The following is a 23089-nucleotide window of genomic DNA, read 5'->3' as shown; positions in this document are numbered from 1 at the left end:
AAATACAGAACGGCCCCTTGGCGCAAGCTAAGGGGCCGTTCTGTATTTAGCTTATGAGTTCAGATTTGAACTGACGAGGAAGTCAGGTCACCCGCAGGCGTCAGGAGGGCGCAGCCCTCCGCCCGGACGCCAAGGGCAGCGAAGCGTAAGCGAAGCAACATCTGGCCCCCGCAACCAAAATACCAAAAAGCCCCCCGGCTCACGCCAGGGGGCTTTTCGCATTCCCACACCCAACTCCCGGGATCAAAGGGCCCTCCGGCCCTTTGCGGGCGCGGGCAGAGCCCGCACTTCCCTTCCCTCACAACAAAAGCCCCACGGCTTACACCGAGCGAACCGACGCCCTCACCCCAGCGTCTGCGCCACCAGCCCGTAGGTCAGCGGAGCCCCGGCTTGCTGGTTGGTGGTCCACGAGCAGCCGAGCGCCATGGTGGTCACGGTGTCGAACAGCGGAATGCCGCAGCTCAGCAGATAGTCCGAAAACGGCGCGTTTTTCTGGCGGGTATCCAGCCGCAGGAACCGGCCCTGCAACGCGACCACATGCGGGCGCAGGACCATCACCGCATCGCGGTCATTGGCGGCAATCAGCGGGCCGACCACATGGCCACGGCCAAAGGGACGGCACAGGCTGAAGGCGACGATCTTGCCGTTGCGTTCCAGTACCATGCCGGTTGACAGCGGAAACAGCCGGTTCATCAGCACCCGGCGCCCGGCGCGGAAGGCCTGCTTGTCGAGGGCAATCAGGGCCTTGTGGTCCTCGGGCGTCACTGGACGCAGGACTTCGCCAGCCTCCAGCGCCGGAGCCGGGGGAGCGGTCTGGACTTCGCCCTGATGCTGATAGACCAGCCCTTCATCGCGGAAGCCCAGCGAGCGGTACAGCCGCTCGGCGGGACGGGTGGCGTTCAGACCCAGACGATAGCCTTGCAGGTCGCGCAAGGCATGGTCCATCAGCCAGTGGGCAGCACCATGCATTTGCAGGCGCGGCGAGGTGATCACCATGCCGATGGTGGCAAAATTGTCTTCCTCGGGGAACCACATCGCTGATCCGACCACCCGGCCGATTTCATCGACGGCGGCGATGCCGCGGCCACTGTCGAGCATGAATTGCCAGTCCTCGGCCCGGTGGGGCCAGGTGACGCTGATCGACAGGGCGTGCAGCATGGCCAGATCGGCATCAGCGATATCGATGGCGGAAAGCTGGAACGACTCAAGCTGCATGGACTCGGAAACAGACTCGGACACGGTATACCTCATGGTCTCCGGCAAGGCCGACGGGGTGCAACCGGCAGGACACTCTGACCATACGGCACGCGCCGTTTGGGTCAAGATGAGACTAAGGGAAGCGGTGCCATATATTCCGCTCTCGATTCAATGGCCTTTGCAATATTTGACTGAAAAACCGCCATTTTCGGCATCATTCGCTGCGCTGCCTGCCCCAGTGTTTTGCTCAGACTATGAAGGCTGTGTGGGCCGGGCCGCCTTGGGCGGATCGCCCGGGCGGCGGCAAGGGAAAGAAAGCGCGATGACCTTCCTGTTCAACTCTGATCCGGTGCGTGGGCAGATTTTTGCCGATGCCTTTGCGGCCAGCCTGCCGGATGTTGCCTTTTCGATGGACCCGGCAACGGTTGATCCCGACGCGGTGCGCTATCTGCTGACCTGGACGGTGCCCAAGGATCTGGAGCAGTACCGGAACCTTGAGGTGCTGTTTTCGATCGGCGCCGGGGTTGACCAGTTCCCGCTCGACCAGTTGCCGGACAGCTTGCAGGTGGTGCGGATGGTCGAAGACGGCATCGTGCGGATGATGCAGGAATACGTCACCCTGTCGGTGCTGGCGGTCCATCGCAACCTGCCGGCTTATCTCAGCCAGCAACAGCGGGCGGAATGGCGGATTCTGCCGGTGCGGCAGGCGTCGGAACGGCGGGTTGGTGTGCTGGGGCTGGGGATGCTGGGGACGGCGGTGCTCGACAGCTTGCGGCCGTTCGGCTTTCCGCTGCTGGGCTGGAGCCGTTCGCCGCGCAGCATTGACGGCGTCACCTGCTACAGCGGGACGGAAACCCTCGACACCTTCCTTGCCCAGTGCGATGTGCTGATTTGCCTGCTGCCGCTGACGCCGGAAACGCGCGGCCTGCTGGATGCCCGCCTGTTTGCCACCCTGCCTGCCGGGGCCAGTCTGGTGCACGTCGGGCGCGGCCCGCAACTGGATCAGGCGGCGCTGTTGGCGGCGCTGGACAGCGGCCATCTGGCCAGCGCGGTGCTGGATGTCACCGACCCGGAACCGCTGCCGCCCGACCATCCGCTGTGGAGTCATCCGCGGGTTCTGATTACCCCGCACATCGCCAGTGTGACCCAGCCGGTGACGGCGGCACAGGCGGTGATTGCCAACATCTGCCGCCATCAGGCTGGCGAAGCGATGGTCGGTCAGGTCGACCGCCAGCGCGGCTATTAATCTCTTTTCGACAAGGACTGAATGATGACCGACGTGAAGATGTCCGACCTGCTGAAGACGCTCGATTACGCCCCGACCTTCGCCCCGAAGGAAAGCAAGCCGCTGCCCGAACGCCTGATTGCCGGTGATCCGGACTTCACCTGCTGGCCGCTGGACGTGTCGCGCGACGAAATGATCCACACCGGCATCTGGCAGGCGACGCCGGGCGAAACCCGTTCGATCAAGGGCGGTACCTTTGAGTTCTGCTACATCCTGTCCGGGGTGGTCGAAATCACTCCCGACGGCTGCGAGCCGGTGATCTACCGTGCGGGCGACAGCTTTGTGATGAAGCCGGGCTTTACCGGCGTGTGGAAGACCATCGAGACGGTGCGCAAGATCTACGTCACCGTGATGGAATAAGCCTTTTGTTTGCGTCTCCCTGCGGCCGTATCAGTCACAACAAGGATAAGTCATGTCGCTGAGCTTTGACCCCAACAGCCTGACCCTGCCGCAGGGTCACTATATCGGCGGAACCTATGTGGCGGCGCGTGAGGGGATGACCCTTTACCGCCCGTCCGACGCGGTGGCCTTTGCCGATTGCCCGATTGCCGATGCGGCACTGGTGGATCAGGCGGTGCAGACCGCCAAACAGGCGCTGAAGACCAGCGGCTGGGGTACCCTGCGCCCGCGTGAGCGGACCAAAATCCTGCAACGCTGGGCCGACCTGATCGAACAGCACGGCGAGACGCTGGCGAAGCTGGAGGCGGTGGCCTCCACCCGCCCGGTCGGCCATCTGATCGCGGGCGACATCGCGGTGACTGCCGAGCAGATTCGGTTCTTTGCCGAATTTGCCGACAAGGAAGGCAGCGATCTGGTGCCGACCGATGGCAACTCGCTAGGCATGATCATGACCGAGCCTTACGGGGTGGTCGGGGCGATCACGCCGTGGAATTTCCCGCTGTCGATGGCGGGCTGGAAACTGGGGCCTGCGCTGGCGGCTGGCAATGCGGTGGTGCTGAAGCCGTCCGAAATGACGCCGTTCGCCACCCTGTACATGACCGAACTGGCCGAAAAGGCGGGCCTGCCCGCCGGTCTGATCAACATTGTGTTGGGCGATGGCCCGACCACCGGCAATGCGCTGACTGGCCACCCGGACATTGCCAAGGTCAGCTTTACCGGCTCGACCGGGGCCGGGTCGGCGATCATGGCCAACATTGCCCGCACCGGCGTCAAGCCGATGACGCTGGAATTGGGGGGCAAAAGCCCGCAGGTGGTGTTTGCCGATGCCGATCTGGACCAGACAGCCGACGCCATTGCGCGCAGCATTCTGGGCAACGCCGGACAGGCGTGCGTTGCCGGGTCACGGGTGATTGTACAGGACAGCGTTGCCGACGAACTGACCGCGCGCCTGATTGCCCGCATGACGGTGATCCGCCCCGGCCCGACGTGGGACGAGCTGACCGATTACGCGCCGATCATCTCGGAACGCCAGATTGCCCGCATGAGCAGCATTGTCGAAGCCTCGAAAGCCGCCGGAGCGGAGTGCCTGCTGGGCGGCGAGCGCCTCGACCGTCCGGGCTATTTTTATGCCCCGACCCTGCTGGGCAACGTCACCGAGAACTCTCCGGCGGTGCGGGAAGAAATTTTCGGGCCGGTGCTGACCATCCAGAGCTTCCACGACGAAGCCGAAGCCCTGGCGCTGGCCGACCACCCGACCTATGGGCTGGCGGCGGGCCTGTTCACCCGCGACCTGTCGCGCGCCATCCGCCTGACGCAGGCGTTGCAGGCCGGGACGGTGTGGGTCAACCGCTACAGTCGGTCCCGCGACCACATCCTGCCGACCGGCGGCTACAAGCAATCAGGGATTGGCAAGGACCTTGGGCGCGAGGCCTATCAGGCCAACCGCAAGAGCAAGAGCGTGCTGATCAGTCTTTAATCTTTGCGGACTCTTTCCCCGTAACGCACACACCATAGAGGGCCTGCCATGTTGTCGCTTAACGATCCCAGCCTGTTCCGCCAGCAAGCCCTGATCAACGGGGTGTGGTGTGATGCTGCATCCGGCCAAACGGTGTCGGTGACCAATCCGGCCACCCGCACCGAGCTGGGGACGGTGCCCGATCAAGGGGCCGAAGAAACCCGCGCGGCCATCGAGGCGGCCAACGTCGCCTTTGCCAGCTGGCGCAAAAAGACCCATGCCGAGCGCGCCGCCCTGCTGGAAGCATGGTACGGCCTGATGATCGAACATCTGGAAGACCTGGCGCAGATTCTGACCTTTGAACAGGGCAAACCGCTGGCCGAAGCCCGTGGTGAAATCCGTTATGGCGCGTCGTTCGTCAAATGGTTCGCCGAAGAGGCCCGCCGCGTTGCCGGGGGCTCGGTGCCGTCGCCGACCGCTGACCGCCGCATTCTGCTGCTGAAAGAGCCGGTCGGGGTGTGCGGGATCATTACCCCGTGGAACTTCCCCAACGCGATGATCACCCGCAAGGTTGCTCCGGCGCTGGCCGCAGGCTGTACCGTGGTGATCAAGCCGTCCGAGTTCACCCCCTATTCGGCGCTGGCACTGGGTGTGCTGGCCGAACGGGCCGGGATTCCGGCCGGGGTAATCAACATCGTCACCGGCCTGCCGACCGGTATTGGCGATGAAATCATGGCCAACCTGACGGTGCGCAAGATTTCGTTCACCGGCTCGACCCGCGTTGGCGCCCTGCTGATGCGCGGCGCTGCCGACAGCATCAAGCGCCTGAGTCTGGAACTGGGCGGCAACGCGCCGTTCATTGTCTTTGATGATGCCGACGTCGATAGCGCCGTTGAAGGCGCACTGGTGTCGAAGTTCCGCAACGGTGGCCAGACCTGTGTCTGCGCCAACCGCATTCTGGTGCAGGCCGGGGTCTATGACGCATTCGCCAGCAAGCTGGCGGCGCGGGTGTCGGCAATGAAGGTTGGTCCGGGCACCGTTGACGGTGTCGATATCGGCCCGATGATCAATGATGCGGCGATCGACAAGATCAACCGCCACGTTGCCGATGCACTGGACAAGGGCGCGTCGATCATCTCCACCTGCACCGCCCCGAGCGAAGCGCAGTACGCAACGCCGGTGGTGCTGGCCAATGCCTCTGCCGACATGCTGCTGGCCAACGAAGAAACCTTTGGCCCGGTGGCCCCGCTGTTCCGCTTTGAAACGGAAGAGGAAGCGCTGGCGATTGCCAACGGCACGCCGTTCGGTCTGGCCGCCTATTTCTACACCGAAAGCCTGAAGCGGGCCTGGCGGGTGGCCGAGGCGCTGGAAGCGGGGATGATCGGCCTCAACACCGGGGCGATCTCCACCGAAGTGGCGCCGTTCGGCGGGGTCAAGCAGTCCGGTCTGGGCCGCGAAGGTGCCCAGTGCGGCATCGAAGAATACCTTGAAATGAAGACCTTCCACGTCGGCGGGCTGGGCTGAACACCAGCCTCGTGCAGATGAGAAGAAAGCCAGCGCCGGTTCCCCTCCCGGCGCTGGTTTACTTTTTGGGGTTTGCTTTTGAGTCAGGGCATCATGGATGTGCCTGTTTCAGCAGGGTGGCGGAATAGGCCATGGTGGCACGGCAGGTGCCGATCCGGCTGAGGCACAGCCAGCGAAAGGGCAGGCTCATAAGGCTCTCTGTAGCAGGGTGGTGTCCAGCCAGCGATCAAACTTGTAGCCGACATTGGTCAACCGTCCGGCCACCACAAAGCCGCAGGACTGGTGCAAGGCCAGTGAGGCGATGTTGTCGCTGCCCGCAACGACGGCAATCATCTGGCGAAAGCCTGTTTGCTGGCAGTCGGCGATCAGGTGGTTCAGCAGGAGGCGGCCCAGTCCTCGCCCGGTGTGGTGCGGTGCCAGATACAGTGAGTTTTCCACCGTCCCGGCATAGGCCGGGCGCGGGCGATAGGCGGTGGCATAGGCATAGCCCGCCAGCTCGCCATCAACCTCGGCGACCAGAAAGGGGGCCTTGATCTGGCGGATGGCGGCCATTCGCCCGGCTATTTTCTCAACAGAGGGCGGTTCAGTGTCAAAGGTGGCGGTGGAGGTGGTGACGTAATGGCCGTACAGGCGGGTAATCTCCGGCAGGTCGTCGGGGGTGGCAGAACGCAGGATAACGGGGTGAGAAATCATGATAAACTCGCAAGGAACACCAGAACTGACCGTTACTGTAGGCGGCGGTCCGGCAGGTCTTCAAACGAGTTTAGTGGTTTGCTTGTGTGAGAAAAACTGTGCCATGCGCCTGCCGCCCCTGAATGCCCTGCGTGCGTTTGATGCCGCTGCCCGTCATGGCAGTTTTACGTTGGCGGCGGTGGATCATACCTTTGTGGCTCTGCAAGCGGCCGAGGATGGGCTGGGGGTGGCGGTGGTGCCGCCGCCCGCTGTCTCGCTGCCGGGCGGTTGGTGGCACCGTTTGCCACGGCTCAGGCCGTTTCGGGAACCTATTTCATTTTGCACCGGGCCGGTGCCCTGTCGCCAGCGGTACAGGCGTTCCATGACTGGCTACGAGCGCAAGGGGCGGCCACCTGTACGATGCTGCCGCCCCCTCTGATGCCGGTCCGGGACTCTGGTGATCACTGAATCTTGTCGAGAAACTTGTAATACATCCCGACCAGCGGCAGGAACCACGGCTTGCCGAAGTGGCCGGGGACGGCGGGCCAGTCGAGGCCCTTCAGCGGGTTGCGGTCTTCGCGGCCCAGCATCGCCTCGGCCATGATCATGCCCAGATGCGACGACAGTTGCGCCCCGTGGCCGGAATATCCCATGGCGTACCACACGCCATCGACGTAGCCCGCACGCGGGTAACGGTCCTTGGTCATGTCCACCAGTCCGCCCCAGCAGTAGTCGATGTCGACTGTGGATAACTGCGGGAAAAGGTTGACCATCGCCTCGCGCAGGATGGCGCCGCTTTTGGCATCCGACCGCTGGTCGGAGGTGGCGGAGAAGCGTGCGCGGCCACCAAAGATCAGCCGGTTGTCGGGGGACAGGCGGAAATAGTTGCCGATGTTCATCGAGGTGACATAGGTGCGGTTGCCGGGAACCACACTGGCGATTTCGGCGGCACTCAACGGGCGGGTGGCAATCAGGAAACTGCCGACCGAAATGACCCGGCGGCGGAAATAGCCGAACGGGCCAGAGGTATAGGCCCCGGTGGCGACCAGCACCTGATTGGCCCGCACGGTGCCTCGTGGGGTGGTCAGGGTGTGTTTGCCAGCGTTTTGCACATGGGCAGTGACCGGGGCCTGTTCAAAGATCACCGCGCCATGGCGGGTGCTGGCGGTGGCGAGGCCGACCACATAGCGGCCCATGTGCATCATGGCGCTTTTTTTGGACAGCATCGCCCCGTGGAACGGGGCACCGACTTCCTGCTCCAGATCCTTGGGGGACAACAGGGCGGTGTCGGGATCGACTTCGGCGTGAATGGCCTCAAAGTTGCGGGCGATGGCGTCGAAGTGCTGCGGCTTGGAGGCGAGCTTCAGCTTGCCCGAGCGGCGGAAATCGCAGTCGATGGTTTCTTCGGCGATGATCTGTTCGATGGTGTCGATGGAATCATCAAGGGCGCGATACAGCGCCTTGGCCTGTTCGGCCCCAAGGTGGGCCTTGGCGGTAAGGAAGCTGTGGGCCAGCCCGTTGTTCAGGTGGCCGCCGTTGCGTCCCGACGCGCCGCAACCGACGTGCCCGGCCTCCAGCACCACCACACGGGCGCCAGCCCTGGCCAGCGTGCGCGCCGCCGACAGGCCGGTAAAGCCGCCGCCGATCACTGCAACATCATACTCACCCTCGACCGGCCCGCTGGCCGCGCTGGTAAACGGAGGGGTACTGTCGTGCCAATAGGACTCGAACTTCATGGCCTGCGCCCGTGTCTAAAGTTGGTCTTGAGGACGCGCCGCCGGACCACTGTCCTGCGGCGCGTCCCTCAGGGGAGCGTTACAGCCCGACCACCCCGGCGAGGCCGGAGATGTCGGCGATTTCGGTGTAACCATAGTACGGGTTGGCCGGTTCGTGACCACGGTTGACCCACACCTTGTTCTTGATCCCCAGATCATGGGCCGACATCAGGTCGTACCGGAACGACGACGAGACGTGCAGGATGTCTTCGGGGTTGCAGTTCAGCATGTCGAACATGTACTCGAATGCCTGGAAACGCGGCTTGTAGGCGTTCGCCTGCTCGGCGGTATAGACGGCGTGGAACGGCGCGCCCAGCTTTTCGACGTTGGACATGATCTGGCAGTTCATGGCGTTCGACAGCGCCACCAGCGGGATTTCCCTGGCAACCTTGGCCAGCCCGGCGGGAACGTCGGCATGCGGACCCCATGTCGGCACGCGCTCGTAGATCATTTTGGCGTCTTCGTCGCGGAATTCCAGACCGTTGCGCTTGCAGGTGCGTTCCAGCGAGTTGTGCACCACCTCGGCATAGGGCTTCCAGTCGCCCATGATTTCGTCAAAGCGATAGGCCGAGAAATTCTTGATGACCTGCTGCATGCGGGCTTCGTCGAGCTGCGCGCCGTACAGGTCACGGGCGGCTTCGGCCATCTGGAAGTTGATCAGGGTGCCGTAGCAGTCAAAGGTGATGTACTTCGGGCGGAAGGTGGTCATGGCCGACAGTCCTTGCTCGTTGTGCGGGGAGGAGGCGGGGAAGGGGGGCGGGGAGCAACCGGCGTGACGATCATCAGGTCGTGCTCTGTCCCTGCACTTCATCATAGGGGGGGTGCGCCAGCGTGCAGGACTGAATTGCCCGGCTGCAAAGCAGAATGTGTTGTATCAAGGGGCTGTTTTGGCAGACTGTTTGGCGGCGGGATGATTGCGGCGTCTTCACGGGGCCCCGGCGAACGGAGACGCCCGGCCTGCACAGCATAAGATGCCGTTCGGGTGCGTTGCGGTGCTTGGCTATGCCGTTGCCCCCCGATCCACGGAACCATCTCCTCTGCGTCTTCGGCTACAACAGAAGGAGGTCGTAACGAGGATCTGAACCTATGCAAGCAACCCAAATTGATCTTGTGGCATTCCTGCCGTCGCATCTTGACGGTGCGCTGGCCTTGTCGCGGCAAGCCGTGTGGCCGCACCGTCTGGAAGACTGGCGCATGGCGCTGGACCTCAGTGCCGGTGTGGTGGCGGTCGAAGACGGCGAACGGCTGGTCGGAACCGTGCTGACCACCTGCTATGGCACTGATTGCGCGACCATCAACATGGTGATCGTTGATGAATCGATGCGCGGGCGCGGTCTGGGCCGCAAGTTGATGGATGCGGCGTTTGAACTGGCCGCTGACCGCCCGCTGCGGCTGGTGGCCACCACTGATGGCCTGCCGCTGTACGAAAAGCTGGGCTTTGTGCGCACCGGCACGGTGATGCAGCATCAGGGCATCCCCGCAGGTGCGCCGGCAATGCCGGAAAGCATCGCCCCGGACGCGGTGGCCTTTGAAAGCGATGTCGATCTGGCGGCCCTGATTGCGCTGGATACGGCGGCCTTTGGCGGCGACCGTTCGGGACTGCTGGCCTACCTGCGGTCGGTCGGCCGGTTTGCGGTGCTGCGCCGCGACGGGGCAATTGTCGGCTTTGCCGCCCTGCGTGCCTTTGGCCGGGGCGAGGTGATCGGGCCGGTGGTGGCCGCCTCTGCCGATCAGGCCAAGGCGCTGATTTCCTTCTGCATCGCCGCGCGTCCCGGTGCGTTCCTGCGCGTTGATACCACCGAAGACACCGGCCTGTCCCCCTGGCTGAGCGAGATCGGTCTGGCCCATGTCGGTGGCGGTGTGGTGATGCGGCGCGGCGAGCCAGTTGCCCCGATCGGATCGGCTGTTGCCCGTACCTTTGCCCTGGCCAATCAGGCTTTGGGCTGATCTGGAGAAATGATTGTGAGCACTTCCCTGATTGACCTTGACCGTGCCCATCTGGTGCATCCGGTTGCCTCGTACCGGACGCATGAACAACTGGGTGTGCGGGTGATTGCGTCGGCGTCGGGCGCGACGGTGACCGATTCCACCGGCCACCAACTGGTAGACGGCTTTGCCGGCCTGTGGTGCGTCAATGCGGGCTATGGCCATGAAAGCATTGTCGAAGCGGCGGCCAAGCAGTTGCGTACGCTGCCCTATGCCACCGGCTATTTCGGTCTGGGCTCCGAGCCTGCCATCGAACTGGCCGCCGAGCTGGCCAAGCGGGCACCGGGCGACCTGAACCACGTCTATTTCACTCTGGGCGGTTCGGACGCGGTGGACAGCACCATCCGCTTCATCCGCTATTACTGGAACATGCGCGGCAAGGCTGCCAAGGACCAGTTCATTTCGCTGGAACAGGGCTATCACGGCTCGTCGACCATCGGTGCGGGCCTGACCGCACTGCCAGCCTTCCATGCCGGTTTCAGTGTGCCCTATGCCTGGCAGCATAAAATTCCGTCGCACAACGTTTACCGCAATCCGGTCGGCTCGGACCCGGCGGCGGTGATTGCTGCCTCGGTGGCGCAGTTGCGGCAAAAGGTCGCCGAGCTGGGCGGGCCGGAACGGGTGGCAGCATTTTATGCCGAGCCGATCCAGGGATCGGGTGGTGTACTGGTGCCGCCGACCGGCTGGATGAAGGCGATGCGCGATGTGTGCCGCGAGCTGGACATCCTGTTTGTTGCCGACGAAGTGATCACCGGATTCGGCCGTACCGGCCCGCTGTTTGCCTGTTCGGAAGACGACGTGGTGCCGGATTTCCTGACTGTTGCCAAGGGTTTGACCTCTGGCTACGTGCCGATGGGGGCGGTGTTCATGAGCGAGCACGTCTACCAGACACTGGCCGACGGGGCAGGCAGCAGCGCGGTCGGTCATGGCTACACCTACTCGGCGCATCCGGTGTCGGCAGCGGTGGGGCTGGAAGTGCTGCGCCTGTACGAAGGCGGCCTGCTGGAAAACGGTCGCAAGGCCGGGGCACGGCTGATGGAGGGCCTCAATAGCCTGAAAAACCACCCATTGGTGGGCGATGTGCGCGGTCGCGGCATGTTGGCGGCGATTGAACTGGTGGTCGACAAGGAAAAAAAGACGCCATTCCCTGCCGCTGCCCAGCCGTCCCGCCGCATTTTCGACCGCGCGTGGAACAACGGTCTGGTGATCCGTGCCTTTGCCGATGGCGTGCTGGGATATGCCCCGCCGCTGTGCTGCACTGATAGCGATATTGATGCGATTATTCAACGGACTAAGCTGACTTTGGATCAGACGCTGGAAGACCCGGACGTGCGGGCTGCTCTGGCGTAACAGGCGCGAAAAAGGGGGGTGTGCTCGTCGCGCCCCCCTTTTGAAATACTGTCGCGGCCACCAACTTCAACATATTCTGCCGTGGGGGGGCTGTAATTCGGCAGCTCTGGTGTTTCAAAATGGCGACACTGGAATGGCATAAAAAAGCGGCCCGCTCAAAAAACAAACAGGGTCGTGGGATGCGAACAGACCAGGAAGGCATGGGTCCGCCAGCGGCGGATCAATGGCAAGGCCCAAGACCCTGCGGGGCAGGCCGCCATACGCCAGAGTGATGACGTTTCACGTTCAATTCATGGGGAGCTCCGATGACCGATTCTAAGATTGTGAACTGGACCGCAGCCGATAACGCCATGGTGGAAGATGCTATCCGCCGGGGCGCCAGCCGTCGTGACCTGTTGAAAATGATGGCGGCAGGCGGTATCGCGACTTCGGTCGGCGGGACCATTCTGGGTCGCGCCATGTCGGCCGTCGCTGCCACCCCGGTGTCTGGTGGGCACCTGAAGGCGGTGGGCTATTCGTCGTCGAACGCCGACACCCTCGACCCGGCCAAGGCTTCGCTGTCAACCGACTATGTGCGCTGTTGCGCGCTGTACAACCGCCTGACCTTCCTCGACAAGAGCGGCTTCCCGCAGTTCGAGCTGGCCGAAGCGCTGGACACCAAGGACGCGCTGGTGTGGACCGTCACCCTGCGCAAGGGCGTGCAGTTCCACGACGGCAAGACGCTCGATGCCGACGACGTGGTGTACTCGCTGAAGCGTCACCTCGACCCGGCGGTTGGCTCCAAGGTGGCCAAGATCGCCAAGCAGATGAGCGACGTGAAGGCGATTGATCCGCGCACCGTGCAGATCACCCTGACCAGCGCCAACGCTGACCTGCCGACCATTCTGGCGATGCACCACTTCATGATCGTGCAGAACGGCACCACCGACTTCAGCAAGGGCGTCGGCACCGGGGCATTCAAGCTCGAAACCTTCGAGCCGGGCGTGCGCTCGATCATGAAAAAGAACACCGATTACTTCAAGGCGCAGGGCGCCCACGTCGACAGCTTTGAATTCTTTGGCATCCCGGACGAAAACGCCCGCGTCAATGCCCTGCTGTCGGGCGATATCCACCTGATCACCATCGGCCCGCGTTCGATCCGTCTGGTGGAAAACCGCCCGGATGTGGTGGTGCAAAAGACCATGTCCGGCGCCTACACCAACCTCAATGTCCGTCTGGACATGGCACCGGGTAACCAGAAGGATTTTGTTGACGGTCTGAAGTACCTGATCAACCGCGAACAGATCCTGAAAGCCGCCCTGCGTGGCGTCGGCAGCATCGCCAACGATCAGCCGATTTCCCCGATCAACCCCTATTGCAACACCGATCTGAAGCCCAAGGCCTATGATCCGGACAAGGCCAAGCACCTGCTGCAAAAGGCCGGGGTGATGGGGCAGACCCTGCCGGTGGTGGCGTCCGAAGCCGCCGACGTGTCGATCGACATGGCGATGATCCTGCAACAGTCGGCGTCGGAAATCGGCATGAAGCTTGATGTCCAGCGCGTTCCGGCCGATGGTTACTGGGATAACTACTGGCTGAAGGCGCCGATCCACTTCGGCAACATCAACCCGCGCCCGACCGCTGACCTGCTGTTCTCGCTGTTCTATGCCGGGGAAGCAGCGTGGAACGAAAGCCGCTTCAAGTCCGAACGGTTCGACAAGCTGCTGGTCGAAGCCCGTGCCGAGCTGGACAACGCCAAGCGCAAGGAAATCTACGGCGAAATGCAGGGTCTGGTGTCGGAAAACGCCGGGACCATCATCCCGACCTACATGGCCAACGTTGCCGCCCACTCCAGGAAGCTGAACGGTCTGGAGCCGAATCCGCTGGGTGGCATGATGGGCTATGCCTTTGCCGAGTACGTCTGGCTGGAAGGCTAAGGCGCGTTACCCTCAGGGCGTCATCAGGAAACGGGGCCAGCCTGGTCTGGTCCCGTTCCCGACGCCAGCCCATCCGGACGGGGTGGGGTGTTTCATATGACATGAAACGATTGTCGGACCATTGTTTCCTGTTTTCCGTTGCGCATAAGTGCTAGAGGCATTCCTGTTTCATGAACAAGTGTTCGAGGAAATGGGTCGTTTTCTGTCAGGGAACAGCAGGATACTTGCCAGACCGTGCGTGTGCGTGCGCCGTTTGTGCCCCCGCCGGAGCAACCCGGGGCCGACCCCCTTCCTGTACCTTCGAGGCGGTGTCCTCTGGCAGGGAACCATCCTCGCAGCAAGCAGTACAAATCCAGGGAGCAGGTGTGTGAAAAGTCAGGTTCTTTCCCTTATCGCCGGACGACTGGGGATCGCAGTGATAACGCTGCTGATCGTGTCGTTTGCGGTGTTTTTTGCCACCTCGATGCTCCCCGGTGATACCGCGTCGATCCTGTTGGGTCAGGCTGCCACGCCTGAGGCCGTGGCTGGTCTGCGCAAGGCGATGCACCTCGATGATCCGGCGATTTTTCGCTATGGCCGCTGGTTGCTGGGCCTGTTGACCGGTGACTTTGGTACCTCCTATGCCAACGGGCGTCCGATCATGGACCTGATTGGTGGGCGGTTGATCAATACCCTGAAGCTGGCGGCGGTGACCACCCTGTTCGCCGTGCCGCTGTCGCTGTTTCTGGGGATTACCTCGGCCATGCTGCGCGGGTCGTTGTATGACCGGGTGGTGACGTTGTGTACCATCGGCCTGATCTCGATCCCCGAATTCATGGTCGCCACCACCGCCGTGCTGATTTTCTCGGTGTCGCTGGGCTGGCTGCCGGCGCTGGCCTTTGCCAATGAAGTCCATTCTTTGGGTGAATTGCTGCGCGTGTTTGCCATGCCGGTGATTACCCTGACCTTTGTGGTGTCGGCCCAGATGATCCGCATGACCCGGGCGGCGGTGGTTGAAACCCTCAACACCCCCTATGCCGAAATGGCCCTGCTGAAAGGCGCGTCGCGGGGGCGGATTGTCATGCGTCATGCCCTGCCGAATGCGCTGGGGCCGATTGCCAACGCCATGGCGCTGTCGCTGTCCTATCTGCTGGGCGGGGTGATCATCGTCGAGACGATTTTCAACTATCCCGGCGTGGCCAAGCTGATGGTCGATGCGGTGGCGACCCGCGATCTGCCGTTGATCCAGACCTGCGCGATGATCTTTTGCCTTGGCTTTCTGGTGCTGACCACCATTGCCGACATCATTGCCATTCTTGCGAACCCGAGGTTGCGATGACCACTCCTGTTTCCACGACTGCTCCGCGCCGGACGCCCGGCTATCGTTTCAACCTAGTGGGGATTATCGGTTTCTCGGTTCTGCTGTTCTGGGTGGTGGTGGCGCTGGTCGCCCCGTGGGTGATCCCCTATCCGGTCGGCGAAATTGTCGACTATGACTATCTGGCCCCGATCAGTGACAAGTTCTGGATGGGCACCGATTATCTGGGCCGTGACATCCTGTCCCGCGTGTTGATGGGCGCCCGCTATACGGTGGGGATTTCGCTGGCCTCGGTGACGCTGGCCTGTTCCATCGGGGTGACGCTGGGGATGGTCGCTGCCGTTTCGGGCGGTTGGCTGGACACCGTGCTCAGCCGGTTCCTTGATGCGATGAACTCGATTCCCAGCAAGCTGTTCGGGCTGGTGGTGGTGGCGGCTGTCGGTTCGTCGCTGCCGGTGCTGGTGCTGACCATGGCCGCCGTCTATGTGCCGGGGTCGTTCCGCTTTGCCCGGGCGCTGGCGGTCAACATCAACACCATGGATTTCGTCACCGTCGCCCGCATCCGTGGCGAAGGCACGCTGTACCTGATTTTGTCGGAAATCCTGCCGAACATCCTTGGTCCGGTGCTGACCGACCTTGGCTTGCGGTTCGTGTTCACCGTTCTGCTGCTGTCGGGCCTGTCGTTCCTTGGGCTGGGGGTGCAGCCGCCCTATGCCGACTGGGGCGCGATGGTGCGTGAAAACATCAGTGGCCTGTCGTTCGGGGCTCCGGCGGTGATTTTCCCCTGTCTGGCGATTGCCACCCTGACCATCAGCGTCAATCTGCTGATTGACAACCTGCCGCAAAAAATCCGCGATCGGAGTGATGCATGAGCCAGCTGGTAGAGATCCGCGACCTGAAGGTTGCTGCCAAAACCGACGCCGGTCGCACGGTCGAGATCATCAAGGGCGTTTCCTTTGACATTGCCCCCGGTGAAATTGTCGCCCTGATTGGCGAAAGCGGTTCGGGCAAGACCACCATTGCCCTGACCCTGATGGGGTATACCCGCACCGGCTGCCGGATCAGCGGCGGCAGTGTGACCGTTGACGGTCAGGACATGGTGCAGCTCAGTGAAAAGGACCGTGCCGATGTGCGCGGGACCAAGGTCGCCTATGTGCCGCAAAGCGCTGCTGCCGCCTTTAACCCGGCAGCGACGATCATGGATCAGGTGATCGAAGTCACCCGCATCCATGGCCTGATGCCGGTTGATGCGGCGCGGACGCTGGCGGTCGAGCTGTTCCGGGCCCTGTCGCTGCCCAATCCCGACACTATCGGCGACCGTTACCCGCATCAGGTTTCCGGTGGCCAGCTTCAGCGCCTGTCGGCGGCGATGGCGCTGATTGGTCAACCGAAGGTGGTGATCTTTGACGAACCGACCACCGCGCTGGACGTGACCACCCAGATTGAAGTGCTGCGGGCATTCAAGAGCGTGATGCGCAAAAACGGTATTGCCGGAGTGTATGTGTCGCACGATCTGGCGGTGGTGGCCCAGATTGCCGACCGCATTCTGGTGCTGCGCGGCGGGGAAGTGCAGGAGGTTGGCTCCACCGACCAGATTCTGCACCGTCCACAGCATGCCTATACCAGACAGTTGCTGGGCGCGTTCGAGCCGGTACCGCGCTCCCCCGCGGAAGCGGCGCGGGTGGCCGACCTGCATCCGCTGCTGGAAGTCGATCATCTGGTGGCGGGCTATGGCCCGCTTCAGTCCGATGGCATGCCGCTGGTGCGGGCACTGAACTCGGTCAGCCTGTCGGTGCATCGCGGGCGCAATCTGGGGATCATCGGTGAGTCCGGCTGTGGCAAATCGACGCTGGCGCGGGCCATTGCCGGAATTTTGCCGCGCAAGGGTGGCAATATTGTTTTCAACGGTCGTGAACTGGCTGCTGATGCCCGTCATCGCAGCCGGGAAGAACTGCGCGACCTGCAGATCGTGTTCCAGTACGCCGATACGGCGTTGAATCCGGCCAAGTCGATCGAGGAACTTCTGGGGCGACCGCTGGCCTTTTACCACGGCTTGAAAGGCAAGGCGCGCGACCAGCGCGTTGAGCAGTTGCTGGACATGGTACACTTGCCCAAAAGCGTACGTCACCGGCGGGCGTCCGAGCTGTCGGGCGGGCAAAAGCAGCGTGTCAATTTTGCCCGTGCGCTGGCTGCCGAACCGAAACTGATCCTGTGCGATGAAATCACCTCGGCGCTGGATACGGTGGTGGCGGCGGCGGTGATCGAGCTGCTGAAGGAACTCCAGCGTGAACTGGGGCTGTCCTATATCTTCATCAGCCATGACCTGTCGGTGGTCGAGGCCATTTGCGACGAGATCATGGTGATGTACGCCGGGGAAAAGGTTGAGCAACTGACCCCGAGCGATATCGGGCGGGCAGAAAACCATCCCTACTCGCGCCTGCTGTTTTCCTCGACGCCGAAGCTGGATCCGGGCTGGCTGGACAGTCTGGAGCAAGACCCCGAGCTGGTGCGGGCCTATTGCCGCCGATAACCGTTGGCCCGTGGCACGACCGGTTCCCAATCGCCGCTCTGGCACTGTCCAGGGCGGCAATTTGTTTGCTGGCATATGAATATACCGCGAAGTCGCTAGCCTGTGATGAAAATGTACTGACTGTTCTATTTTGCAAGTAACGGTTTTTATTTATAACGCATCATCCCTCTAAATGGGGGACTCTATATTTTTCATCGTCGCCTTTCTTCGCCTGTGCTATGTGATTTCTTGGGATGCGGGAAATGTGTCCTGCGTAAAAGGTGAGATCAGGGGAAACCGGGGTAAAAAAGACATGCCATTCGATTGGAAATGTCTTGATCTGTAGCTGTGAAGACTGGTGACGATACAGATCCCTCGCATACAGTATCCTGCTCAGAGTCGTTGCAAGAACGGGGACCATATGAAAAAGAATAAATTAGATAATGTTAATATTGCGACGCGTCTGTCTCTGGGAGTTCTTGTCTCGGTCGTCGGGATGATCCTGATTACAGGGGTGGCCCTGTTCAACAACAAGACTGATGCCCTGCATGAACGGCAGGCCCAGTTGAAGGCCGTGGTCGATGGGGCGGCATCCCTGATCGAGGCCTATGCCGACAAGGCCAAAAAGGGCGAAATGACCACCGAACAGGCGCAGGCTGCCGCCAAGCAGGCTCTGCGCGCCTTCCGCTACGATGGCGACAACTATCTGTTCATCAACGATGACAAACTGGCCTATGTGCTGCATCCGGTGCGCGCCAATCTCGAAGGCACCGACGGGACCGGCGTCAAGGACAAACGGGGCAATCCGATTGTCGTCAACATGGTCGAACTGGCCCGCAAGGAAGGCGCTGGCTTCACCTCGTACTGGTATCCCCGACCGGGCCAGGACAAGGAAGTCGAAAAGATGGCCTACACCAAACAGACCCCGAGCTGGCGCTGGTACGTCGGGACCGGGGTCTACATTGATGATCTGGATACCTCGTTTCTCAACAATGCCCTGAAAACGTCCGCTCTGGTGCTGTTGGTGATTGCGGTATCGGTGTGGTTGTCGATTATCATTCGTCGGTCGATTGCGCTGCCGTTGATCGGGCTGACCGGCAACATGGAGCGTCTGGCGCAGGGCGATACCGGCATCACCATCGACCACGCCGACAGCAAAAGTGAAATTGGTGGATTCGCCCGCGCCCTGATGGTGTTCCGGGAAAATGCCATCGAACAAAGCCGCCTGCAGGAGCGGGAGCGCGCCGAAGAGCGCAGCCGGGCTGAACGCGGCGTGCGTATCGAGGCCCTGTGCAAATCGTTTGACGTGTCGATCCACCGCTTGCTGGGTACCGTGGCCCAATCGGTTTCCTACATGAACGAAGCGGCGCAGAAACTGTCCGCCGGGGCGCAGGAAACCAGTGTGCAGAGCGCGGCGGTGGCGGCGGCATCGGAACAGGCTTCGACCAACGTGCAAACGGTGGCCGCCGCCAGTGAAGAGCTGTACGTCTCGGTGGAAGAAATCAGCCGTCAGGTTCAGCAATCCAGCATCATCGCTGCCCATGCGGTCGAGCAGGCTGAAACCACCAACACCAGCATGAGCGGCCTGTCGGCTGCGGTCGGACGGATCAGCGAAGTGGTGGACCTGATCAACAACGTCGCCAGCCAGACCAACCTGCTGGCCCTGAACGCCACCATCGAAGCCGCGCGCGCCGGGGATGCCGGCAAGGGCTTTGCGGTGGTGGCCAACGAGGTCAAGAATCTGGCCAGCCAGACCAGCCGCGCCACCGAAGAAATCGGCCAGCAGATTGGCGCGGTGCAGCAGGAAACCTCAGGGGCGGCGGCGGCGATCACGGCCGTGGTGGACACCATCGGCCAGATCAGCCAGATCACCTCGGCGATTGCCAGCGCGGTGGAAGAGCAGGGGGCCGCAACGCAGGAAATCGCCCGCAATGTGCAGGAAGCCGCCCATGGCACTGACGAAGTGAACCTCAACATTCAAGGGGTATCGCAGGCCGCCAATCAGGTCGGCGAAGCCGCCGAGCAGGTGCATCAGGCGGCGCAGGACCTGAATAACGAGGCGGTCAGCCTGAAGGGCGCAGTGGAAGAGTTCCTGCGCGAAATCAGGGCTGCCTGAGCGGGAAACCAAGCCAGGGAAGGATGTGGAGCGCTGCTCCACACCTCGCCGGGGCCTTTAGAGCATTTTCAAGTTGACCGTCGACGGTCAACGGCTCGGAAAATGCGGCACTAAAAGGGAAGAGCGTTTTCGCTCGGTATGAAAACGCTCTAGAGCGTTGTGCGAAAAGTGGGAACCGGTTTTCGCAAAAACAATGCGGCACTACAAAAAATTAGACCAGCATGCCTGCTTCCGATTTAACGCACGCTGGTCTAGCTCCGGACCCCATTCCTTTGATCATAAAAGAAAAAATGGGGGCTTGGGGCCTCAGGCCCCAAACGGGCTCGGGCGGTAGCCCGCTTTTGTTTTCCCACTTTTCGCACTACGTCCTAATACTGAAACAGCTTGGTCAGCGGGATATGGGGCCGCACGATGGGGGATTTCAGCACCACAAAGCTGAAATACTTGTCGATTCCGATATCCATGTCGGTCAGCTTTTCCATGATTTCCTGATACTCGCTGATATCGGCGGTGATGAACTTCAGCAGGTAATCATAGCCGCCGGAAATCAGGTGGCATTCGACCATCTGGTCGATCTTTTCCACCGCGCCCAGAAAGCGGGCGAAATCAATCTGGCGGTGGTTTTTCAGGGTGACTTCGGTAAAGACGGTCAGCGTCTGGCCCAGCTTGCGGACATTGATCAGGGCGGAATAGCCCTCGATATAGCCCTCGGACTGCAGTTTCTTGACCCGCACCAGACAGGGGCTGGGGGACAGGTTGACCAGCTCGGCCAGTTCGACATTGGTGATGCGTCCGTTTTTCTGCAATTCATGCAGAATCTTGATGTCGATCCGGTCCAGCTTCAGCACATTCACCTCCCGTCGGCGGCCTGCACGATGTAGAGCAGTGGGGCAACGCAGCAGGCGAAATAAAATGCTGCCTCTGTCTGCCTGCGAACCATAGCACAGCGCTGGGGAATGTCTATCGATGCTGCCAAATGGCGGGAAACCCACCAAAAATGGTGAGAACGCCCGACGCATAAAGCGCCGCAAAGCTGGTGCTTTGCGAAATAAAATGCTGCCTCACGGGGAACTGCAGCACCCGCTTTGGTGCTGTGGCTTTATGATGGAGGGCAACGGTTGGAGAAAATCCCATGCGCGTCCCTCTGCTGAAAATCGAATCCTCCCCGACCCTGCCCGAGTCTGCCGATGCGGTGGTGATCGGTGCCGGGATCGTTGGTGTGTTTACGGCCTATTATCTGGCAAAGCGCGGCCTGAAAGTGGCGCTGGTGGAAAAGGGACTGGTCGGGGCTGAACAGTCCAGCCGGAACTGGGGCTGGTGTCGTCAGCAGAACCGCGATGCGCGCGAACTGCCGATTTCGACCAAAAGCCTGGAGCTGTGGGAACGGTTTCAGGCCGAAAGCGGCGAAAACGTCGGTTTCAGCCGTTGCGGCCTGCTGTACCTCAGCAACGACGAGGCCGAACTGGCGGGCTGGGCAAAGTGGTGTGACTTTGCCAGAACGGTGAACGTCACCAGCCATGTGCTGACCAGCGAACAGGCCAACGAGCGTGGCCGTGCCACCGGGCGAAGCTGGAAAGGCGGCATTTTCTCGCCAACAGACGGGATTGCCGATCCGTCGCGGGCGGCTCCGGCGGTGGCGCGGGCGCTGATGGCGCTGGGCGGGACGGTGCACCAGAGTTGCGCGGCGCGCGGGCTGGAAACCAGTGGTGGCCGGGTGAGCGGGGTGGTGACGGAAAAGGGCACCATTCGGACGCCGGTGGCGATCCTGTCCGGTGGGGCGTGGGCATCGTCGTTCTGTCGTCAGCTGGGCGTGGTGTTCCCGCAGGCGTCGGTGCGCTCGTCGATCGTGGCGCTGGCGCCGGGCGCGCAGGGGATTCCTGACGCCCTGCATACCAAGGACGTTTCAGTCACCCGCCGCGGCGATGGCGGCTATACGCTGGCGATCAGTGGTTATGGTCGTCTGGACATGACCTTGCAGGGTCTGCGCTTTGGCCGCGAGTTCATGCCGATGTTCATGAAGCGCTGGCGCAGCCTGCGGCCCGGCGGGCTGGAAGGTCTGCGCTCGGGGCATGAAACACTGTCGCGCTGGTCGCTGGACAAGCCGACGCCGATGGAAAAGATGCGGATTCTTGATCCGTCAGTGGACGAAGGCACTGCCGTCGAAATCCACCGCCGGGCGGTGGCCCTGATGCCGGAACTGGGCAAGGTGGACATCAGCGCCAAATGGGCGGGCTACATTGACAGCACTCCCGATGGCGTGCCGGCAATGGGTGAAGTCCATAACGTTCCGGGCTTCATTCTGGCGGCAGGCTTCAGCGGCCACGGCTTTGGCATCGGGCCGGGGGCCGGGCATCTGCTGGCTGACATCGTCACCGGTGCCGCCGAGCCGATTGTTGATCCGCGTCCCTACAGCCCGGAACGGTTCCGTTCTTCGGTGTGGGGCAAGGTGGCGGAGTTCTGATTTCTTATTTTTGACAAGCACTGACCGGGGAGAAAGACGGTCTTCTCCACAGGGAGTGCTTCAGGCCGCGTCGGGGCTGCATGGCGGTGCAGGGGGCGCGGCACGACAGCGGGATATCGGGATGCCCTCCCTGATATCCCGCTTTTTTTATCTCCACAGGCTTGTCGGCGGTGGTGAAACTGGCTAGCCTTGGCGGCATGTGAGTCCCGACCGGGCCGGATGTTCGTCCGTTTGGCCCCGTTGGTGTGCGGTTCACATGACCCCCGGCCTGTTTGCCCCGTTCCGTGTGGCCTGTGCCGGTGAATTGCATCCTCTCGGCTTGGTGTCTGCCGCAGTCTGGCTGTCGGCGGGCCTGTTGCTTGGAGCAAATCCCGAGCAGATGGACACATCTGCGACGACGTATTTGCTTAAATAACAAATCATTAGAGCATTTCTCGTGATCCTTGGAGGCCGAGAAATGCTCTAGTCTGCGTTGCCGTTCGGCACGCTGAAAAGGATGAATCATGTCTGTTCCTGCGATTGAACCCCTGCTGCCTGCGGGCCGGGTGATCCCGGTGCTGGTGCTGGATGACCCTGAAACGGCGCTGTCGGTGGCCGAGGCGCTGGTGGCTGGCGGCCTGAGCGTGCTGGAAGTCACCTTGCGTACCCCGGCGGCACTGGCCTGTGCGGAAAAGATCGCCCGCCACCTCCCGCAGGCGCTGGTCGGGCTGGGGACGCTGACCCGCCCCGAGCAGTTTGCGCAAGCGCGCGATGCCGGGGCGCAGTTTCTGGTCAGCCCTGGCCTGACCCCGGCAGTGGCCGAAGCGGCGCTGACCACCGGCTTGCCCTATCTGCCGGGCATTGCGACAGTCAGCGAAGCGATGGCCGCCCGCGAGTACGGGTTTACCGAGCTGAAGTTCTTCCCGGCGATGCTCAATGGCGGCGCGGCGGCGCTGAAGGGCATGGCGCCGCTGTTGCAGGACGTGCGCTTCTGCCCGACCGGCGGCTTGACGGTGGCTTCGGTGCCCGAGATGCTGGCATTGCCGAACGTGTTTGCGCTGGGCGGGAGCTGGCTGACCCCGGCGGCGGCGGTCCGTGAGCGGCGCTGGGCGGATATCGAGGCGCTGGCACGGGCGGCGGTGGCCGCTCAGCCGGTCTGAGGGAGGT

The 23089-nt window shown here is 62.2% G+C and carries 18 protein-coding genes and 1 pseudogene; 14 read left to right on the top strand and 5 right to left on the bottom strand.

Annotated features, from left to right (window positions below):
* Positions 1-342: 342 nt before the first annotated feature.
* Positions 343-1239: a GNAT family N-acetyltransferase gene (locus BW995_RS13475; RefSeq protein WP_217696083.1), complete on the bottom strand. Its 897-nt coding sequence runs from the start codon at positions 1237-1239 to the stop codon at positions 343-345.
* A gap of 280 nt (positions 1240-1519) precedes the next feature.
* On the opposite strand from BW995_RS13475, the gene BW995_RS13470 reads away from it, so the two are divergent.
* The 4 genes from BW995_RS13470 to BW995_RS13455 are packed head-to-tail and all read left to right on the top strand — an operon-like array spanning position 1520 to position 5861.
* Positions 1520-2443: a 2-hydroxyacid dehydrogenase gene (locus BW995_RS13470; protein ID WP_076400897.1), complete on the top strand. Its 924-nt coding sequence runs from the start codon at positions 1520-1522 to the stop codon at positions 2441-2443.
* 24 nt (positions 2444-2467) lie between these two features.
* Positions 2468-2842 (top strand): cupin domain-containing protein, encoded by a 375-nt coding sequence (locus BW995_RS13465; RefSeq protein ID WP_084194828.1) that lies wholly within the window; start codon positions 2468-2470, stop codon positions 2840-2842.
* Between the two features lie 52 nt (positions 2843-2894).
* A complete protein-coding gene (locus BW995_RS13460; protein WP_076400896.1) occupies positions 2895-4358 on the top strand; it encodes an aldehyde dehydrogenase family protein in 1464 nt (487 codons plus the stop codon).
* Between the two features lie 48 nt (positions 4359-4406).
* Positions 4407-5861 carry an NAD-dependent succinate-semialdehyde dehydrogenase gene (locus BW995_RS13455; RefSeq protein ID WP_076400895.1) on the top strand — a complete coding sequence of 485 codons (1455 nt, stop codon included), beginning with the start codon at positions 4407-4409 and terminating at the stop codon, positions 5859-5861.
* Positions 5862-6047: 186 nt separating this feature from the next.
* On the opposite strand, the gene BW995_RS13450 is transcribed toward BW995_RS13455, so the two are convergent.
* The gene (locus BW995_RS13450) at positions 6048-6554 is read right to left on the bottom strand and encodes a GNAT family N-acetyltransferase (protein WP_076400894.1); all 507 of its coding nucleotides are present in this window, start codon (positions 6552-6554) and stop codon (positions 6048-6050) included.
* A gap of 261 nt (positions 6555-6815) precedes the next feature.
* On the opposite strand from BW995_RS13450, the pseudogene BW995_RS20300 reads away from it, so the two are divergent.
* A pseudogene (locus BW995_RS20300) lies at positions 6816-7001 on the top strand (hypothetical protein); the annotation flags it as partial.
* On the opposite strand, the gene BW995_RS13440 reads toward BW995_RS20300, so the two are convergent.
* Together BW995_RS13440 and BW995_RS13435 are read right to left on the bottom strand one after the other, a co-directional pair.
* Entirely contained in the window at positions 6995-8269 is a 1275-nt protein-coding gene (locus BW995_RS13440) for an NAD(P)/FAD-dependent oxidoreductase (RefSeq protein WP_076400893.1), read from the bottom strand. The pseudogene BW995_RS20300 and the gene BW995_RS13440 overlap by 7 nt on opposite strands.
* Positions 8270-8348: 79 nt before the next feature.
* Positions 8349-9017, bottom strand: a complete 669-nt coding sequence (locus tag BW995_RS13435) for a haloacid dehalogenase type II (protein WP_076400892.1) — start codon at positions 9015-9017, stop codon at positions 8349-8351.
* A 377-nt stretch (positions 9018-9394) separates the two neighbouring features.
* Between BW995_RS13435 and BW995_RS13430 the strand changes: the two genes are divergently transcribed.
* From BW995_RS13430 to BW995_RS13400, 7 genes are all read left to right on the top strand, one after another.
* Positions 9395-10255, top strand: a complete 861-nt coding sequence (locus tag BW995_RS13430) for a GNAT family N-acetyltransferase (protein ID WP_076400891.1) — start codon at positions 9395-9397, stop codon at positions 10253-10255.
* A gap of 9 nt (positions 10256-10264) precedes the next feature.
* Complete coding sequence (locus BW995_RS13425) at positions 10265-11644, top strand: aspartate aminotransferase family protein (RefSeq protein WP_322099125.1); 1380 nt, start codon at positions 10265-10267, stop codon at positions 11642-11644.
* Positions 11645-11949: 305 nt separating this feature from the next.
* The gene (locus BW995_RS13420; protein WP_076400890.1) at positions 11950-13560 is read left to right on the top strand and encodes an ABC transporter substrate-binding protein; all 1611 of its coding nucleotides are present in this window, start codon (positions 11950-11952) and stop codon (positions 13558-13560) included.
* A 367-nt stretch (positions 13561-13927) separates the two neighbouring features.
* Complete coding sequence (locus BW995_RS13415) at positions 13928-14878, top strand: ABC transporter permease (protein WP_076400889.1); 951 nt, start codon at positions 13928-13930, stop codon at positions 14876-14878.
* Positions 14875-15729 (top strand): ABC transporter permease, encoded by an 855-nt coding sequence (locus BW995_RS13410; RefSeq protein WP_076400888.1) that lies wholly within the window; start codon positions 14875-14877, stop codon positions 15727-15729. Before BW995_RS13415 ends, BW995_RS13410 begins: the two co-directional genes overlap by 4 nt.
* On the top strand, positions 15726-17387 hold the full coding sequence (locus BW995_RS13405) for an ABC transporter ATP-binding protein (RefSeq protein WP_076400887.1): 1662 nt from the start codon (positions 15726-15728) through the stop codon (positions 17385-17387). Before BW995_RS13410 ends, BW995_RS13405 begins: the two co-directional genes overlap by 4 nt.
* A gap of 475 nt (positions 17388-17862) precedes the next feature.
* Positions 17863-19482, top strand: a complete 1620-nt coding sequence (locus tag BW995_RS13400; RefSeq protein ID WP_175617071.1) for a methyl-accepting chemotaxis protein — start codon at positions 17863-17865, stop codon at positions 19480-19482.
* Positions 19483-19850: 368 nt separating this feature from the next.
* On the opposite strand, the gene BW995_RS13395 is transcribed toward BW995_RS13400, so the two are convergent.
* Positions 19851-20330: an Lrp/AsnC family transcriptional regulator gene (locus tag BW995_RS13395; protein WP_456152101.1), complete on the bottom strand. Its 480-nt coding sequence runs from the start codon at positions 20328-20330 to the stop codon at positions 19851-19853.
* A gap of 284 nt (positions 20331-20614) precedes the next feature.
* On the opposite strand from BW995_RS13395, the gene BW995_RS13390 reads away from it, so the two are divergent.
* Positions 20615-21943: an NAD(P)/FAD-dependent oxidoreductase gene (locus BW995_RS13390; RefSeq protein ID WP_076400885.1), complete on the top strand. Its 1329-nt coding sequence runs from the start codon at positions 20615-20617 to the stop codon at positions 21941-21943.
* 503 nt (positions 21944-22446) lie between these two features.
* Positions 22447-23082, top strand: coding sequence for a bifunctional 4-hydroxy-2-oxoglutarate aldolase/2-dehydro-3-deoxy-phosphogluconate aldolase (gene eda / locus BW995_RS13385; RefSeq protein ID WP_076400884.1), 636 nt, complete (start codon positions 22447-22449; stop codon positions 23080-23082).
* Positions 23083-23089 lie beyond the last annotated feature (7 nt).

Source organism: Insolitispirillum peregrinum (assembly GCF_900156605.1).
In the GTDB taxonomy this organism is placed as follows: domain Bacteria; phylum Pseudomonadota; class Alphaproteobacteria; order Rhodospirillales; family Rhodospirillaceae; genus Insolitispirillum; species Insolitispirillum peregrinum.
This window is presented reverse-complemented; position numbering and strand designations above follow the sequence as displayed.

Excerpts from the sequence above, each read along its gene's own strand:
- BW995_RS13470 (WP_076400897.1), top strand. The coding sequence starts at position 1,520 with ATGACCTTCCTGTTCAACTCTGATCCGGTGCGTGGGCAGATTTTTGCC.
- BW995_RS13465 (WP_084194828.1), top strand. The coding sequence starts at position 2,468 with ATGACCGACGTGAAGATGTCCGACCTGCTGAAGACGCTCGATTACGCC.
- BW995_RS13460 (WP_076400896.1), top strand. The coding sequence starts at position 2,895 with ATGTCGCTGAGCTTTGACCCCAACAGCCTGACCCTGCCGCAGGGTCAC.
- BW995_RS13455 (WP_076400895.1), top strand. The coding sequence starts at position 4,407 with ATGTTGTCGCTTAACGATCCCAGCCTGTTCCGCCAGCAAGCCCTGATC.
- BW995_RS13450 (WP_076400894.1), bottom strand. The coding sequence starts at position 6,554 with ATGATTTCTCACCCCGTTATCCTGCGTTCTGCCACCCCCGACGACCTG.
- BW995_RS13440 (WP_076400893.1), bottom strand. The coding sequence starts at position 8,269 with ATGAAGTTCGAGTCCTATTGGCACGACAGTACCCCTCCGTTTACCAGC.
- BW995_RS13435 (WP_076400892.1), bottom strand. The coding sequence starts at position 9,017 with ATGACCACCTTCCGCCCGAAGTACATCACCTTTGACTGCTACGGCACC.
- BW995_RS13430 (WP_076400891.1), top strand. The coding sequence starts at position 9,395 with ATGCAAGCAACCCAAATTGATCTTGTGGCATTCCTGCCGTCGCATCTT.
- BW995_RS13425 (WP_322099125.1), top strand. The coding sequence starts at position 10,265 with ATGATTGTGAGCACTTCCCTGATTGACCTTGACCGTGCCCATCTGGTG.
- BW995_RS13420 (WP_076400890.1), top strand. The coding sequence starts at position 11,950 with ATGACCGATTCTAAGATTGTGAACTGGACCGCAGCCGATAACGCCATG.
- BW995_RS13410 (WP_076400888.1), top strand. The coding sequence starts at position 14,875 with ATGACCACTCCTGTTTCCACGACTGCTCCGCGCCGGACGCCCGGCTAT.
- BW995_RS13405 (WP_076400887.1), top strand. The coding sequence starts at position 15,726 with ATGAGCCAGCTGGTAGAGATCCGCGACCTGAAGGTTGCTGCCAAAACC.
- BW995_RS13400 (WP_175617071.1), top strand. The coding sequence starts at position 17,863 with ATGATCCTGATTACAGGGGTGGCCCTGTTCAACAACAAGACTGATGCC.
- BW995_RS13390 (WP_076400885.1), top strand. The coding sequence starts at position 20,615 with ATGCGCGTCCCTCTGCTGAAAATCGAATCCTCCCCGACCCTGCCCGAG.
- eda (WP_076400884.1), top strand. The coding sequence starts at position 22,447 with ATGTCTGTTCCTGCGATTGAACCCCTGCTGCCTGCGGGCCGGGTGATC.